This window comes from Streptomyces mexicanus (assembly GCF_902506575.1).
Lineage (GTDB): Bacteria > Actinomycetota > Actinomycetes > Streptomycetales > Streptomycetaceae > Streptomyces > Streptomyces mexicanus.
Map to the genome: position 1 here is coordinate 5,897,014 of NZ_LR732544.1, position 16,487 is coordinate 5,913,500.

General features: G+C 71.7%; 12 protein-coding genes. 5 read left to right on the forward strand and 7 right to left on the reverse strand.

The annotated features are described in order from the left end of the window. Positions 1-59: 59 nt before the first annotated feature. Positions 60-2,291, reverse strand: a complete 2,232-nt coding sequence (locus GV126_RS26330) for an ATP-binding cassette domain-containing protein (RefSeq protein ID WP_159671471.1) — start codon at positions 2,289-2,291, stop codon at positions 60-62. A gap of 124 nt (positions 2,292-2,415) precedes the next feature. Between GV126_RS26330 and GV126_RS26335 the strand changes: the two genes are divergently transcribed. Both GV126_RS26335 and GV126_RS26340 read left to right on the forward strand, forming a co-directional pair. Beyond that, a complete protein-coding gene (locus tag GV126_RS26335) occupies positions 2,416-3,369 on the forward strand; it encodes a helix-turn-helix transcriptional regulator (protein WP_159671473.1) in 954 nt (317 codons plus the stop codon). 336 nt (positions 3,370-3,705) lie between these two features. After that, positions 3,706-4,896: a PP2C family protein-serine/threonine phosphatase gene (locus GV126_RS26340; RefSeq protein WP_159671475.1), complete on the forward strand. Its 1,191-nt coding sequence runs from the start codon at positions 3,706-3,708 to the stop codon at positions 4,894-4,896. A 181-nt stretch (positions 4,897-5,077) separates the two neighbouring features. Here GV126_RS26340 and GV126_RS26345 read toward each other — a convergent pair whose 3' ends face one another. The 5 genes from GV126_RS26345 to GV126_RS26365 all read right to left on the reverse strand — a co-directional run bounded on the left by GV126_RS26345 (position 5,078) and on the right by GV126_RS26365 (position 12,000). After that, positions 5,078-5,530 (reverse strand): MerR family transcriptional regulator, encoded by a 453-nt coding sequence (locus GV126_RS26345; protein ID WP_159671477.1) that lies wholly within the window; start codon positions 5,528-5,530, stop codon positions 5,078-5,080. Positions 5,531-5,616: 86 nt separating this feature from the next. Further along, positions 5,617-6,888: an MFS transporter gene (locus tag GV126_RS26350; protein ID WP_159671479.1), complete on the reverse strand. Its 1,272-nt coding sequence runs from the start codon at positions 6,886-6,888 to the stop codon at positions 5,617-5,619. Between the two features lie 373 nt (positions 6,889-7,261). After that, positions 7,262-9,148: an alpha-L-fucosidase gene (locus GV126_RS26355; RefSeq protein WP_159671481.1), complete on the reverse strand. Its 1,887-nt coding sequence runs from the start codon at positions 9,146-9,148 to the stop codon at positions 7,262-7,264. After that, on the reverse strand, positions 9,145-11,166 hold the full coding sequence (locus GV126_RS26360; protein ID WP_159671483.1) for a glycoside hydrolase family 20 protein: 2,022 nt from the start codon (positions 11,164-11,166) through the stop codon (positions 9,145-9,147). The genes GV126_RS26355 and GV126_RS26360 overlap by 4 nt, the downstream gene beginning before the upstream one ends. A gap of 84 nt (positions 11,167-11,250) precedes the next feature. After that, on the reverse strand, positions 11,251-12,000 hold the full coding sequence (locus GV126_RS26365) for a sugar isomerase domain-containing protein (protein ID WP_159671485.1): 750 nt from the start codon (positions 11,998-12,000) through the stop codon (positions 11,251-11,253). A 176-nt stretch (positions 12,001-12,176) separates the two neighbouring features. Between GV126_RS26365 and GV126_RS26370 the strand changes: the two genes are divergently transcribed. Both GV126_RS26370 and GV126_RS26375 read left to right on the forward strand, forming a co-directional pair. Continuing rightward, complete coding sequence (locus GV126_RS26370) at positions 12,177-13,061, forward strand: MurR/RpiR family transcriptional regulator (protein WP_159671487.1); 885 nt, start codon at positions 12,177-12,179, stop codon at positions 13,059-13,061. Positions 13,062-13,193: 132 nt separating this feature from the next. Beyond that, a complete protein-coding gene (locus tag GV126_RS26375; RefSeq protein ID WP_185947653.1) occupies positions 13,194-14,207 on the forward strand; it encodes an N-acetylglucosamine kinase in 1,014 nt (337 codons plus the stop codon). A 136-nt stretch (positions 14,208-14,343) separates the two neighbouring features. Here GV126_RS26375 and GV126_RS26380 read toward each other — a convergent pair whose 3' ends face one another. Next, positions 14,344-15,285 (reverse strand): alpha/beta hydrolase, encoded by a 942-nt coding sequence (locus tag GV126_RS26380; protein WP_202035833.1) that lies wholly within the window; start codon positions 15,283-15,285, stop codon positions 14,344-14,346. A 145-nt stretch (positions 15,286-15,430) separates the two neighbouring features. Between GV126_RS26380 and GV126_RS26385 the strand changes: the two genes are divergently transcribed. Beyond that, positions 15,431-16,363, forward strand: coding sequence for a helix-turn-helix domain-containing protein (locus GV126_RS26385; protein WP_159671489.1), 933 nt, complete (start codon positions 15,431-15,433; stop codon positions 16,361-16,363). Positions 16,364-16,487 lie beyond the last annotated feature (124 nt).

A 16,487-nucleotide genomic window follows, 5' to 3' on the forward strand; every position in this document is an offset into this window, starting at 1 on the left:
GTCGCGGCCTCATTCGGTCATATCGACACCAGCAGTGGATCACCGATCCCAGCAATGGTTCATCCGTCCCTCAGGGCGGCAGCGGTGACGGTTCCCTCGATGGTGGCGACGGGTCCTTCGTAGAGGATCCGGCCGCCGTGCCGGCCGGGGCCCGGGCCCAGGTCGATGAGCCAGTCGGCGCGCCGGACGACATCGAGGTGGTGCTCGATGACGACCACGGTGTGGCGTCGGTCGAGGAGCCGGTCGAGGACGTCGAGCAGGACGCCGATGTCGCGCAGGTGCAGCCCGGTGGTGGGTTCGTCGAGGACGTAGAGGGTCGGTTCGGTGGCCGCGCGCAGCTCCTTGGCGATCTTGACGCGCTGGCATTCGCCACCGGACAGCGTGGTGAGCGGCTGGCCGAGGCGGAGGTAGCCGAGTCCGACCTGCTCCAAGTGGCGGAGCGCCTCGCGGATCTGCCGGTCCGGCAGTCGGGAGATGGCGTCGGTGATGGTGAGGTCGTCGATGTCCGCGACGGACAGCCCGTTCACCCGGTGGCGCAGCACCTCGTCGGTGAACCGCCGTCCCTGGCAGGTCTCGCAGACGGTCTCCTGGTCGTCCATGAAGGCGAGGTCGGTGTGGATGACGCCGAGTCCTTTGCAGTCGGGGCAGGCGCCTTCGGAGTTGGCGCTGAACAGGCCGGCGGGCAGCCCGCTGTGCCGGGCGAAGAGCTTGCGGATGCCGGCGGCGATCCCGGTGTAGGTGACGGGGGTGGAACGGCGGTTGGTGCTGACCGGTTTCTGGTCGATGACGACCGCGTCGTGCTGGGCGACCAGTTCCGCCGCGAGGCTGGACTTGCCCGAACCGGCGACCCCGGTCAGGACGGTGAGCACTCCTGCGGGGATGGTCACGGTGAGGTTCTTGAGGTTGTTGCGGGTGGCACCGGTCACCGTGATGGCACCGGTGGCGGCCCGCGGGTCGTCGGCAATCCGGGTGCGCCGGTCCAGGGCCGCGGCGGTCGCGGTCCGCGCCGCCCGGAGCTCCTCGAAGGTTCCCTGGAAGACCAGTTGTCCTCCTTCCGCGCCGGCGCCGGGCCCGATCTCGACGATCTGGTCGGCGACCTCCATCACGGCGGGGTCGTGCTCGACGACGAGGACGGTGTTGCCCTTGTCCCGCAACTGCCGCAGCAAGGCGGTCATGGAGGCGACGTCGTGCGGGTGGAGGCCGACGGTGGGCTCGTCGAAGACGTAGAGCATCTCGATGAGACTGCTGCCGAGGTGCTTCACCGTCTTGATCCGCTGCGACTCTCCGCCGGACAGGCTGGTGGTGGCGCGGCCGAGATGGAGGTATCCGAGCCCGATGGTGACCATGGCCCGCAGCCGCTCGGTGAGGGCGGCCACGACCGGCGCGACGGCGGGGTCGGTCACCTGCTCCACGACGCCGATGAGCTCGGTGATCTCCATACGGGCCATCTCGCCGATGGTGTACCCGAGCACGGTGGCGGTGCGGGCCGCCTCGTGGAGACGGTCCCCGTGGCACTCGGGACAGGTGGCGGAGCGGGTGAACCGGTCGATGACCCGCCTCTTGCGATCGGAGAGGTGGTCCCTGGTGCGCAGGTAGATCCGTTCGAACCGCTCGACGATGCCCTGGTAGTCCTTCGGCAGCCGGGTGCCCAGGCGGGCGGCGTGCTCGCCGCCGTACAGCAGGGCGTGGCGCTCGGCCTCCGGCCAGTCACGCAGCGGGGTGTCCACGTCGAAGCCGCCGACGTCGGCGTACTTGTTGTACCAGTAGCCGCCCGCACCGAACCCGGGCAGCAGGATCGCGCCCTGGGCCAGGGACAGGTCCAGGTCGAGGAACCGGTCCACGGCGCTCACCACCACCTCGCCGATCCCGGAGCAGGCCGGGCACATACCGGCCGGGTCGTTGAACGAGAAACGGTTCGACTCGCCCACGTGCGGCGAGCCGATACGGGAGAACAGCAGCCGCAGGTAGGTCCAGGTGTCGGTGACCGTCCCCACCGTGGACCGGGCGTTCCCGCCGATCCTGCGCTGGTCGATCACCACCACCGGGGAGAGCCCCTCGATCCCTTCCGTCTCGGGCCGCGTCCACTTCGGCAGCCGGTTGCGGACGAACGGCGGATGGGTCTCGTTGAGCTGATGCCGGGCCTCCGCCGCGATCGTCTCGAACACCAACGACGACTTGCCCGACCCCGACACCCCCACGAACACGACCAGCCGACCGCGCGGGATGTCCACGTCCAGGCTCTTCAGATTGTTGGTCCGGGCCCCTCGGATCCGCATCACGCGCTCTAGCATGCGACGAGGCTACGAAGAGATGCGGCCAGGTTCTGACCGCAAAAGCGACAGCACCAGCACAGTGACAGCGACAGCGACCGTGACCTTCACCGGGACCATGAGTGAGACGGAGTGACGGGGACCCATGCCGGATGTCACCCAGCGCATCCTCGCCCTGCTGGCGACCCTGCAGACCGGGCGGTCGTTCAGCGGCGACGAACTCGCCGCACGGCTCGAGGTCAGCCCTCGGACCCTGCGCCGCGACATCGACCGCCTGCGCGGCTATGGATACCCGGTCAGCGCCCAGCCCGGCCCCGGTGGCCACTACCGCCTCGCCACGGGCACCGTCCTGCCGCCCCTGTCGTTCGACGACGACGAGGCCATCGCGACCCTCCTCGGGCTGGCCACCCTCGCCGCGACCGGCAGCGCCGCCCACGGCAGCGTGGACGAAGCCGCCACTCGGGCCTACGGCAAGGTCGACCAGTACCTCCCCAAGCGGCTGCGCCACCGTGCGGCCCAGCTCCGCGCGAGCCTGGAGACCGGCACGGCTCCGGCCCCGAGCACGAGCGCCGAGGCCCTGGCGACCCTGGCCGAGGCCATCCAGCACCGCCGCGTCATCACCTTCGACTACACCGGCAAGGACGGCGCGGTCACGTCCCGCCGCGTCGATCCCTACCGGCACGTCCACCACCACATGCGCTGGTACCTGCTGGCCTGGGACGTCGACAAGGGCGACTGGCGTGTCTTCCGCATCGACCGGATGAGCCGCCTGGAGAGCTCCACCAGCACCTACCTACCGCGGCCGCTGCCCGCGGACACCGCGCTCGACTACCTCCGCCAAGGGCTGCACAAGAACCGCACGCGTGTCGTGCTCACCGTTCAGGCGCCCCTGTCCACCGTGCTCGGGGCCTTCACCCATCAGGATGCCGAGATCGTGGCCCTGGACGACCGGCGGACGAGGGTGGTGCTGATGCTCGACACCTGGCAGTGGCTGCTGCTTGATCTTGCCTTCCTGGACGCTGAGTTCATCGTCGAGGAACCACCCGGTTTCCGGACCGCCCTCCGCTCCTTCGGGGAGCGTCTCCTGCGCGGTACGTAGGGCCGGGACCGCGATGGTGCCGCCGCACCCCACGACCAGCCCTCCGTCGGGCACCATGGCCACCGCGGTCACCTCCGAGGGGACACCGGGCGGGGCCGTTGCCCCTGCCGTGTCAGCGCGGCAACACCGGGAGGCAGACATCGGCCGGGGGAGAGGTCGGCCCGGGCGGGTACCGACGCGCAGCATGCCGCCGGCGCCGGAGGCGTCACACGTGATGTCGACGTCGGCCTCCGTGACCAGTCCCCTGACAACGTGGTCGGACGACGTGGTCAGGGGGAGCAGAGTGGCGGTGGCGGGTCAGGGAACACAGGGGAGAAGCGACCGGGGAGGTGTGCGGTGGACGGTGGGCGTTTGGAACTGGATGAGGTGTTGCGCGCGGCGGAGGACGCCGCGCCGGTGGACTCGGTCGACGTGGTCGCCGAGAACCTGAAGAAGAGGTTCGGGGCGCAGGTGGTCTCCCTCCTGCTCGCCGATCTGATCGGGGAGGAGATGGTCCGGCTGCCGCATGCCGACGAGCCTGACAAGGGTGGACTGGAGCGAGTGGACTTGTGTGGCAGCGTGTACGAGCGGGTCCTGCGCAGCCAGCGTCTCCATGAGGAGAGGGACGAGGAGGGCGTGCGCATGGTCGCACCGGTGACGAACCGAGGCGACTGCATCGGCGTGCTGGAGCTGTCACTGCCCTCGGCCGATGACGACGTCCGCGACCAGATTGCGCAGGCTGCCCACGCGCTGGCGTACATCGTGGTCACCGACCGCCGCTTCACCGACCTGTATCACTGGGGCAGACGGACGACCCGGACCAGCCTGGCCGCGGAAATCCAGTATCAGTTGCTGCCGTCGGCCTCCTGCTGCGAGGCGGCACAGTTCACCCTGGCCGGTGGCCTGGTACCGGCTGACGACATCGGTGGTGACACCTACGACTACGCCGTCAACCGCAACACTCTGCATCTGTCGGTCACCGACGCCATGGGGCACGACACCGACTCCGCGCTGCTGGCCACCCTCACGGTCAACGCACTGCGCGGTGCGCGCCGGGCCGGATGCGGGATCACCGAGCAGGCCCGAGCCGCACACGAGGCCGTCCACGACCATGGCCGGGGGATGACCACCGGCCAGCTGCTGAGCATCAGCCTGGACTCGGGCGCCTGCCGGCTGGTCAACGCGGGCCATCCCTGGCCGCTGCGGTTGCGGCAGGGCCGGGTGGAAGAAGTGCCACTGAAGATCGACTTTCCGTTCGGTATCCCCTTTCCGGTCACCTATGAGGCACAGGAGCTGGGACTGCTGCCCGGTGACCGCCTGGTGCTGGTGACCGATGGCATGCAGGAGCGCGGCGCCGACGCCGTGGACCTGTCGGCTCTCGTCCGGGCCACCTGTGAGGAACATCCCCGTGAAGTGGTGCGGACCCTGACCGAGGCGGTCCATGACGCCTACCGAGGGCATCTGCCCGATGACGCGACCACGCTGGTGCTCGACTGGCACGGCACCGACTCCTGTGCACGGACTACTGATGCCGGCTCCAACGCGTAGAACCCCGCCCTTCCGGTCGGCCGCGGCCTCGGCGACGGTCGTTCGGGAACGCCGGCCTCATGCCCGATGTCGCGCCTGAAGCGGAGCATCACCCGCCCGCTTCCACGCAAGGCCGGCGCCCGGAGACCATCGCCCTCCACGCTGCGGTGTGTCCGAGTGCTTGGATCTAGGCACGCCGGCGTCAGGAGAAGGTTTTCTGATCATCTTTCGCGCCCTTGACGCGCTTTCTCTCTGACACCTGCCGTGCGCAGCCGTTGCTGCGGGTGACAGCCTGCCGGCCGTGCAGGTCCTCCAGCCGGGCGAGGAGCTGTGCGCGCACGGCCGTGAGTTCGTCGATGCGGTGCTGGATCACGGCCAGGCGCTGCTCGAAGACCTCCACCTTGGCGGTCGGGTCGTCGCAGCGGTGGCCACCGATGACCTCGTCGCGCAGGCAAGTGCCGAGAAGGCGCAGGTCCTCGGTCGTCAGGCCGGCGGCCAGGAGCAGGCGGATGTTCTCGACGACCTTCACGGCGTCGGGCGGGTAGGTCCGGTAGCCGTTGGGCGAGCGCTCGGGGGGGAGCAGGCCGTGCTCTTCGTAGTACCGCAAGGCCCGCGTGGTGGTGCCGGTGGCGCGCGCGAGTTCTCCGATGCGCATGCGACGACTCCTGTCACGAAGAAGGACGGCGGGCTGTGCCGCAGCATACGTGCGGGGGCGGGGCGCGGTTTCGGCGGGCGAGGCCGTCACCGGCCGACCGCCTGCTCGGCAGCCCGGGGGGCGCTTGCCGGGCCGGCAGCCGGGGCTGCCGGCGCGGTCCGGCGCCGCTCGCCGGCGGTCTCGACGAGCGCGAGGACCAGGGCGAGGGCTGCGACGGCCGCGCCCGCCACAGGCAGCCACCGCAGCCCGGCGCCGGCCGCGATGATCCGCCCGCCGAGCCAGCCGCCGAGCGCGGTGCCGAGGTTGAACGCCGAGCTCTGGACGGTCAGCGCCAGGGTCCGGGCCTGGTGGGAGGCGACGTCGAGCAGTCGGGTGTTCACCGCCGGGATGACGGCGTAGTAGGCGGCACCGAACAGGAAGAGGAATGCCACGGCCGGCACCTTCAGGGGCGCCGTGACGCCGAGCAGCAGCAGTGCGGCGGCCAGTGCCGCCACGGTCGCGGACACCGCGCCGAGCACCGAGCGGTCGGTGAGCCTGCCGCCGACGAGGTTGCCGAGGGTGCCGCCCACACCGAACAGGAGCAGCAGCACGGTCACCGTGGAGGCGTCGAAGCCGACGGTGTCGGTGAGCAACGGGGTGACGTAGGTGTAGGCGGTGAAGGAGGCAGCCGCGGCGAGCGCGGTGATCCCGGTGACGGCCCGCACCCTGCGGTCGCCCAGGACGCGCAGCTCGCCCAGGCGCCCGCGGTCCTCCTCGGCAGAGATGGCGGGGCTGTCCGGGGCGAGCGCGGCCACCGGGAGCGTGGCCGCGAGGGTCAGCAGGACGACGGCCCAGAAGGTGGCGCGCCAGCCGAGCCATTGGCCCAGGGCGGTGCCCATCGGCAGGCCGGCGATCATGGCCAGGCTGAAGCCGAGGGAGACCCGGGCGACGGCCGAACCGCGCCGCTCCGGCGGGACGATGTCCGCGGCGGTGGCGAAGAACAGCGGCATCAGGGCCGAGTGGGCGAGCGCGGCGGCGATCCGGCCCGCGGCCAGCGGCAGGAACGACGGTGCGAGGGCGGACAGGACGTTGCCCACGGCGTAGCAGGCCATCAGCGTGACGAGCAGCCGCCTGCGCCGGGCGCGCCCGGTGGTCAGCGCCAGCACCGGGCCGCCCAGCACGACGGTCAGGGCGAAGGAGCTGACCAGCAGGCCGGCGGTGGACAAGGACACATCGGCGTCCGACGCGATGCCGGGCAGCAGGCCGGCGATCATGATCTCGCCCGTGCCGAGAGTGAAGGAGCACAGGGTCAAGACGGTCAGCGCCCAGCCGGACCCGCGGCCGGGGCGCACGTCGGTGCGGTTGTCGGAAGTCTGCATGGCGTAGAGGGTCGACCTGGACGCCGGGGTCAAGGTCAAGTCGGCGCCGTTCCGGGTCCGGTGACCCACCGCAACCGGAACCGTCGGTCACGGTCGTTTCTCGCGGGATGCGGCTGACCGGTGCGGCCTCTCCCGATCCTCGCGACGGCTGTGGGCCGGCGCTCCTTGCCGGCGTGGCGGGTGGCGACGATCGAGCCGTCGGGCCGGTTTTCACGTGCCCGGCCTCTGACACGGCCGGTTCCGGATGTGTGACCTGACCGCGCGGCATCGTCAGATAACCGGCGCCCTGGAATACGGGGGCCCGCCGGGTCGAGGCGCTGGGAGTGCCCCGGCCGGAAGGCACCCGGCCGGGGTGGGGTGGGGTGCCCCGGGGTCACCGGTCTGCGGCGGCCGGATCCTTCAGGTACAGGCCCAGCGTGGACAGGTGGGGGGTGGCACGGGACCGGATCACGCGGACCCTGATCCGCTCCGCGGTCACGGGCGCGGGCAGGACGAGGATGCGCGCGTAGCCGATGGTGGTGCCGGTGGCCACGGTGCTCCAGGCCGTGCCTGTCCGGGCGTCGACGGCGAACTGCTGGACGTGCTGCCCGCGGGTGATGTCCTCGCCCAGTCTGATCCGGTCGAAGACGGTGGTCCTCCCGAGGGTCAGCTCCAGGGTTGCGGTGCGGGCTCCTGCCGCGGGAGACCAGCAGGAGCCGAGACGGGGGTCGGTCAGGGCCTCCGCGACGCGGGAGGGGCGTGCCCCGCGCAGCAGGTTGTGCCGGTACAGGTCCTCGATCGCCCGGCCGAAACCGGTCAGACAGGCCACGTCCGCGTCGTCGATCCGCCCCGAGGTGTTCGGCGGCACGTTCAGCAGCAGCACCGCGTTGCGGCCCACGGACGAGTGGTACAGGTCGACCAACTGCTCGGCGGTCTTGGGGCGTTCGTCCGCATGCCAGAACCATCCCGGCCGGATCGAGACGTCCGCCTCGGCGGGGAACCACTGGAGGAACTTCACGCCGGGGCCGGTGATCACCGTGTCGGAGCCGATGTCGGCGGCCTCGGGTCCGCCGGGCAGCAGCGTCTCGCCGTGCGCGGTGGCCGGGTCGGCGGTCGCCGGGGTGACGCTCCACTCAGTGAGCCGCGCCCTGCCGCCCTCGTTGCCCACCCAGCGGGTGCCCTGCGGCCCCGCGAAGGTGACGGTGTCGGGCGACAGCGCGTGGATGAGCCCGAACCAGGACGTGAAGTCGTAGGTCTCGCTGATGCCGCTCGACGTCCACGGGTCGGCGCCGTCGAGCCAGAGTTCGTCGATGGGCCCGTACTGGGTGAACAGCTCGTACAGCTGGTTCATGTAGTAGGCGTTGTAGTCGTCCGCCATGACGCGGAAGCTGGGCAGCCGCCCGGAGCGCACGGCGTCCGCGCGGTCGTCGCCGGGTACGAGGGTCGGGATCGTCCGCGCGGTGACCGGGCTGCCGCTGCCGTACCGGCCCATCCCGGCGGGACCGCGGTCGCGGTCGTCGTAGGTGGCCTGCTCCTCGATGCTCAGGGAGCCGCCGGCGTCGTGCTTGGCGACGATGTCCGCGACGAACGTCTTGTGCCAGGCGTGCGGCAGTTCCGCGCCGTCGGCCGGCGACAGGTACACGCCGACCTTCAGCCCCGCCTTGCGGGCGGCACGGAGGTAGGTGCCGAGAATGTCGCCGTCCGGGTTGACGTTGCCGATGGCGCGGATGCGCCAGTACGCCCACGGGTCCGTGGCCCGCTGTGCGGCGGCCCGTGCCCTGGCGGCGCGTGCCTCGGTGTCCGGCGTGCCCCGGTACCACCAGGGGGAGGCGATCACCGAGTGGTTGGTGTAGCGGGTGGGGTAGACGACGAAGCCGTCGTGGTGCTTCGCGGTGAGCATGACCTGCTTCATGCCCGCGGCGCGGTAGGCCCGCATCCACTGGTCGATGTCGACCTCCGACGGCGCGAACGTGGCCTCGTCCTCGCAGCCGGAACCCCACTCGCGGTCGGTGAAGGTGTTCATCCCGAAGTGGGTGAAGCCGGTGACCTCGCGCTTCTGCCAGGCCACTTGGGACGGTCTGGGGACGATCGCGGCCGCCTTGGCGATGATCTCCTCGGCCGTGTCGGCGGGATCGACGGCCACCACCGACACCGGTCCCGTCCGGCCGCCGGCGCGACCCCGCGCCGCCGCGGCCTTCGCGGGAGCGGCCGACACGGCGGTGGAGGCGCCCGCGGCGGCGACGGCGGTCCCCGCGACGAGCAGTCCTCTGCGGCTGATCATGAGTCACTCCCGTGGTGTGCGGGGACCGGGGTGATGTTCCATACGTCGTGCCGTGCCACGTCGCGCGGCTGCTGGACGACGGAGCCGTCCGGGCCGGTGACCAGGGTCTGCTGGGTGATGGCGTCCACCAGGCGGTAGCCGCCGGAGACGGGTTCGAGCTGCCACTTCTGGGAAGGCGCGCTGGTGCACATCTCCGCGGTCGCCGCCGCGCCCGCCTCCTCGACCACGTGCATGTTGTTGACGGCGCCGCGCGAGACGTCGGCGCACAGTCCGCTGTCCCGGGCGACGAGCCGGTAGTAGCCGTCGTCGGTGGGCCGCAGCTCCCACGTGGGAGCCGCCGTGGAGTCGTGGGCCGTGAGGGGCGTGCCGGGTGTGGCCGGCGAGGTGCTCTCGCCCAGCGCGCCGCCGTCGGCGCGCAGCCGGTAGGTGCCGGCCTTCAGCGGCTGCACCCATGCGGGGCCGTAGCCGGGGGCGTGTCCGAGCGTGTCGGCGAGTTCGCTGAAGGACGCGTAGTCGGGCGCGGGCTTGGGACCTCCCCAGACGGCCTGCGCGAAGACCCTCAGTGAGGGGAACATGCCCTGCTGCGTCTGGTTCTCGGTCTCCTTGCCGTAGTTGTCGGGCCAGAGGTTGTACTCGGCTCCGGTGAGGTTCTCCAGGTGGCCCGTCACCGTGCCGTCGGCGAAGTCGACGGGAGACCAGTCGGTGTCGTACAGCTTCTTCGCGTCCGGCTTGTAACTGCCGCGCACGTAGTACAGGGCGTCGGTGGCGTTCATCACCCGGTAGCCCTCGTCGAGGAGTTGCTGCGAGGTCTCCTTCTCAGGAAGCCAGTGCTCGACGACGATGTCCCGGTTGAGCGGGACGGTGTTCTCACCGGTCAGGCCGTCGTTCCAGATGCGCAGCGTGCGCCCCTTGGACCGCACGTAGGCGTCCACGCGGTTGACGAAGTCGACGTAGGCGTCCTGCGGGGTGGCGTCGGGGCCGAACTTGTCGCGCGCGTACGCCTGCAGCTGTGGGTAGTTCGAGTAGGCCGAGCGGAGCATGTACTCGTCCGCGCCCATGTGGAAGTAGGGCCCGGGGAACAGCTTCAGGTCCGCGTCCACGAGGTGGGTGAAGAAGGTGAACGCGTCGGGGTCGGTGATGTCCAGTCGCGTCGGGTCCGGCTTGCCGCTGGTGTCGGTGAGCTGGAGGTCCGGGTACGGCGTGAGGTAGGGGTCCATGTGCCCGGGCGAGTTGATCTCCGGTATGACCGTGATGTGGTAGCGGGCCGCGGTGGCGACGATGCGCCGCACCTCCTGCGGCGTGTAGTAGGAGAACGTGTTGATCGCCGGGTACTGGCTGCTCTTCACCTTCAGTTCGAGGTGAAGCGTGTTGAGCTTGAGGTACGCCATGTCCTTGATCAGGCGGGTCAGCCAGGCCTCGGTGTTGTAGGTGTAGCAGGCGCACACGCCGACACCGCGCTCTTCCGAGGACGGCACGTCGGTCGTCATGCCCTTGGGCAGCGCCGCGTTCTCGGCGAGCAGTTGCAGCAGGGTGCGTGTGCCGTAGAAGACGCCGGTCGCGGTGCGGCCGGTGATACGTACCCGGTCGTCGATCCGGAGCGAATAGCCCTGAAGGCCCAGGTCGCCGCGCGTGCCGTCGGTGCGCAGCACGATGTCGCCGGAGCCGGGCGCGCCGCGCACGACGGGGACCCGGCGGCCGAGAGCGTCGCGCAGTTCGTCGGCCAGGTGCCGCGCGGTGGGCTCGCCTGCGGCGTCGGTGTCGATCCGCGTCCGCGCGCCCAGACGCAGGGTTCCCCCGCCCGGTGCCCAGTTGTGCAGGGAGGGGAGCAGCGCGGGCGTCGCCGCAGGGGCCGGGACGGCCCGGGCCGCGGGTTCGGCTGCGGCGCCGCCCGCGCCCACGAGGGCGGCGGCGAGCAGGCCACCGCTCGCGAGGACCGCGGCGACGGGTCGTGCGAGGCGCTTCGGCAGTGGTCTGTGCGCCGGCGGGCGCGGCCGGCCTGTGACGTCCCGGCTGTTCATGTGCACGCTCCAAGGGCAGGCGGAAATGAACGGACGTGGCAGAACTCGCTTGGTGGGCGGGGTCCGGGGGAGCCCGCCTCGTGGTCAGGCGCCGCGGCGGATACGTCCCGCGTAGCGGTCTTCGAGGGCTTTGTTGTGCTCGTCGCCGCCGGGCACATTGGCCGAGAGGTACACCGGCGGGGTGACTCCCGCCTCGATCAGCAGGCGTACCGCCTCGGCGTTGACCATCTGGGCCAGGTAGGCCGCGGTGATCGTGGAGACGGCGCACACGGAGCCGCCGGAGGGCAGCGGCAGCAGCGCGTCGCCGAAGGGCGCGCCGTTGTCGAGGACGACGTCCGCGAAGTCGCCGAGGCGCTTGCCCGAGGGGTGACGCGGGGTGGCGCGGGAGGTGTGCTCGACGCTGGTGACGGCGATCAGGGCGTGGCCGTGCTCCTTGACCAGCCGGGCCATCTCCACGATGCAGCCGTTGATGCCGGAGTTGGAGGCGATCACGAACACGTCTTCCGGGTGCGGGGCGGCGAGCTCGTACAGTCGGTGCGCGATCGCCGGGTCCCGCTCCAGCAGGGGGTCGCTGAGCGTGTCGGCGGGCGCGCCGCCGTACAGGACGAGGTCCCTGATCGCGATCTTGTTGGTGGGGACGAGCCCGCCGGCGCGGCCGGCGACCTCGGTGGCCAGTGACTCCGAATGCCCGGTTCCGAACGCCTGCACCACACCGTCCCCCTTGAGCGCGGTGGCGATCAGACCGGCCGCCGCGAGCACGGCGTCCGTGTGTGTGGTGACCACTCGGTCGACGACGTCCTTGGCCGCGGCGAGGAACTCCTGACTGTCCGGCACACCCACTCCTCTGGAAGCCGATGAAGAAGTTTTCTCCTTCGCCGCATGACTTTGCGCGCAGCGCGTGGGACAAGTCAATGGATCCGCGTCATAATCGGGAACTCGGCGAGGCAGCGTGAAGAAGAATTCTTCATCGCCGAGGAGTGGGCCGAGGAGAGGCTGGGAGAAGCAGAGCCATGCACACCACCGTTGGGGCCGGCGACGGCGGCATCGTCGGCCGGATCCGCGAACTGCTCCCGGAGCTGCCCGAAGCGCAGCGCACGACGGCCGAGTCGATCCTCGACGACCCGGCGGCCGCCGCACGGATGACCATCCTCGACCTGGCGGACGCGTGCGGGGTGTCCACCGGGAGCATCACCCGCTTGTGCCGCACGCTCGGGCTGCCCGGCTACTCCGCGCTCCGGCTCGCCCTCGCGTCCGACACCGGCCGGTCCGGGCAGGAGACCTGGCAGGCCAACATCGGCCGGGACATCTCGGAGAAGGACGACATCCGCCTGGTCGCCTCCGCGATCTCCGCCGGGGTGCGGCACGCGGTGGGCGCGACCCTGGCCGCGATCGACCTGGACGCCGTGGAGCAGGCGGCGTCCGCGATCGCGCGGGCCCGCCGGGTGGAGATCTGCGGAACGGGCGGCAGCGCAAGCATGGGAGCAGAGTTCCAGCAGCGCGTCTACCGGATCGGAGTTCCCGCCTGGTCCTGGAGCGACACTCAGGTGGCGCTCACGGGGGCCGCACTGCTCGGGCCGGACGACGTGCTCCTCGCGCTGTCCCACAGCGGCCGCACGCGGGAGGTGACGGATCTGGCGGCGGAGGCAGCGTCGCGGGGCGCCACGACCGTCGCCGTCGTCGGGGACCTCGACTCACCGCTGGCCCGCCGCGTGGACCTCGTGCTCGCGACGACCGTGCCGGACGACGGCCCCGGCCACCACACCGTCCTGAGCAGGCACGCGCAGATGGCGGTCCTCGACCTGCTCTACATCGCCGTGGCTCAGCGCACCTACGACCAGAGCACGGAGGCGATGGCCGCCACCAGCGAGGCCGTCCGCCCGTACAAACACGACTAGCACGCGCGAGGAGCACCACGCCGGGAGCGGCGCCCCGGCCCCCGCGCCGAGCAGATCGGGGAGCATCGGTCAGGGCCGGCGGCCACGCTCCCGTGCCGAGGTCATCCGACGACCACCGGGGAGGGAAATACGGTGCCGACGAGCGGCGACGAACGGGCGGCGGACACGGCGGCACGGCCCGTCGTGATCGGCATCGACGCGGGCGGCACCCGCACGCGGGCCGCGGTGGCATGGGCGGCGGCGGACGGCGGGCCGCCCCTGCACACCGGCGTGTCGGGGCCGGGCAACGCTCTGTCCGTCCCGATCGACGTGCTGACCGCGCACCTGCGGGAGGCGGTCGCCGCCGCGGTGCCGCCCACGCTGCGGCCCCGCGTACGCGCGGTGGCCGCCGGGCTCGCGGGTTGTTCCGCGCTGCCCGGCAACGCGGGTGCCGCGCACGCGAGCGCGGCGCTGCGCACGGCCCTGGCGGACCTCGGCATACGGCCCGACGTCACCGCCGTCTCCAGCGACACCGAGATCGCCCTCGCCGGTGCGCCCGGCACCCCCTGTGACGGTCTCGTCCTGATCGCGGGCACCGGCGCCGTGGCCGCCCGGCTCGCGGGCGGATTCACGGTGGCCACCGCCGACGGCAACGGCTGGCTGCTCGGCGACAACGGCAGCGGGTTCTGGATCGGGCGCAGAGCGGTACGGAGCGCGCTCGCCGCCCTCGACGGCCGCGGCAGGCCGACCCTTTTGACCACGGCGGTCCTCGCGCACTACCTCGGCGAGGCGGCGCCGCAGGCGCCCGCGACGCCGACCGCCGCACAGGACCTGCGCGACCGGCTCGTACAGGCGGTCCACGAACGGCCCGTCCTCGAACTGGCCCTGCTCGCGCCGCTGGTGGCGCGGGCAGCCGCGAACGGCGACCGGGTGGCGCGGCGACTGCTGTCGGGCGCGGCGAAGCGGCTGGTCAAGACGCTGGACGCGCTGTCGCCCCGCCCCGAGGACACCCTCGTGACCACCGGGGGCCTCCTCGGTCCCGGCGGAGTGCTGCTCGGTCCCCTGAAGCGCCGGCTCGCCCCGCGAGGCCTGCAGCCGGTACCCGTGCCGGACGGCCTGGCGGGAGCGGTGGCCGTGGCCCGGAAGGCACTCGCACGGACGGGATGAGCTGGCAGGGGCTCCCGCCAGTCCCCTCTGAGCCGGCCGCGCTCGTCACTCGTCACGTCCCCGGCCGCGGGGTGCGGCGCACCCGGGGGCGCCGGCCGACACGCGTGGGCGCGGCCGACGGCCCGGGGAGAGGCGATCAGCTCTCATCGGCGGCTGAGCCGGCGAGGTGCTCCCGGAAGAAGGGAGCGGCCTCCTCGACGGCGCGGTCGACGTACTTCGGCACGTCGTAGAAGTCCATGTGCGTGCCGCCGTCGACGATCACCAGCTTCTTCGGGCCGCGCACCTTGGCGTGCAGCTCGGTGGTGTGCCACAGCGATCCCGCATCGCTGCCGGCCACCATCAGCACCGGCTGGGTGAGCAGGTCCTCGGCCAGGTGGAAGGCGTCGAAGGTGAAGATCCGCGAGATGCTCCGGGTGAAGATCTTCTTGTTCTGGGCATTGGGGTGCTGGGCGCGCGGCGTCAGGTAGTAGTCGCGGGCCTCGACCATGTCGCGCGGAGTGTTCTCGTCCGGCTCGACCGGAACGTAGGGGATGTAGGCGGTGTCGGCGCCCTCGGCCTCGGCGGTGCGCTGCCGGGCGGCCGCCTGCAGCGTCGGCACCGCTGCGGCGTCCGGGTCCGCGCCGTACCAGCCCTTGCGGTAGCCGCTGCCGATGTTGACAGCGCTGACGGTGGTGAGGGCCTTGATCCGGTAGTCGGTCATCGCGGCGTTCACGGCGTAGCCGCCGCCGGCGCAGACACCCAGGACGCCGATGCGCTCGGCGTCGACGTAGTCGAGGGACTGCAAGTGGTCGACGGCGGCGCGCACATCCTCCACGCGGGCGTACGGATCCTCCAGGAAGTGCGGCTCACCGCCGCTGTCACCTTGGTAGGAGGCGTCGAAGGCGAGCGCCACGAATCCCTGCTCGGCCAGCTTCTCGGCGTACAGGCCCGCGGTCTGCTCCTTGACACCACCACCGGGGTGGACGGTGACGATCGCGGCGTAGCTGCCCTTCGGGTCGAAGTCCGCCGGCAGGCAGAGGTTGCCCGCCATGGTGATCGGGCCGTTGGGGAAGGTGATCGCTTCCACTGATGACTCCATGTGCTGTGCTGTGCTGAGGTGCTCGGCCGGTCGGTCGAGCGACTGCATCCACACTGCGCCTGTCCACGCCCCCGTGGGAGACTCCGCTTTTCGGGGGTACCGGCAGCCCCTCCATAGCCGGCCGCGAGGGACCTAGCCTCGAACCATGGAGACCGCCAAGGAGATCAAGGACTTCCTGATGACCCGCCGCGCGAAGATCACCCCCGACCAGGTGGGGCTTCCGTCGTCGGGTCGCCGCCGGGTGCCGGGACTGCGGCGCGAGGAAGTGGCGTTCCTGGCCGGGGTGAGCGCCGAATACTACGTGCAGATCGAACGCGGCCATGTCTCCGGGGTCTCCGAGGAGGTCCTCCACGCGATCGCCGCGGCCCTGCGACTGGACGAGGTGGAGACCGCCCACCTGTTCGACCTGGCGCGGGCCGCCACGGCCAAGGCGGGACGGAAGCCGTCGCGCACGCGCAGCCCGCGCCCACAGGTCTCCGAGAGCCTCCAGGCGCTCATCGACTCCATGGTGAGCGCACCGGCCATCATCCAGAACGGGCAGCTCGACATCGTCGCGGCCAACGCCCTGGGCCGGGCCCTGTACGGAGCCGTCCACGAGCGGCAGCCCGCACCGCCGAACCTCGCCCGGTTCATCTTCCTGGACGACCGGGCCGACCAGACCTTCCCCGACTGGGAGAAGGCCGCCGACGACGCCGTCGCCCTGCTGCGGGTCGAAGCCACCCGGTCGCCCTACTCCAAGGCGGTGACGACCCTCGTCGGAGAGCTGGCGACCCGCAGCACCGAGTTCCGGACTCGCTGGGCGGCCCACGACGTACGGGCTCACCGCAGCGGCACCAAGAACTTCCGCCACCCCGTGGTCGGCGACCTGACCCTGCGCTTCGAGGCCCTCGACGTCACCAGCGCCTCGGGACTCACGGTCATCGGCTACACCGCCGAGCCCGGCTCCGCCTCGCACGAGGCGCTGATGCTGCTCTCCAGCTGGGCCGCGACCGGACAGGACGTCGCCGCGGCGCACGCCGCCGCGCAGTCGGCGCACCCGTACGGCGCCAAGGAGAGGCCCGCGAGGCGCAGCGGCTGAAGAACGTCGCGTCGCGCGCGCCCCCGCCGGGGGCGCACCCCGTCAGGAGGCGGCTTCTTCCTTTCAGAGGCCGCGTTCTTCCCGGGTGCTCCCCGCGGCTGGCGGCCGCCCGGCCTTTGCGAGC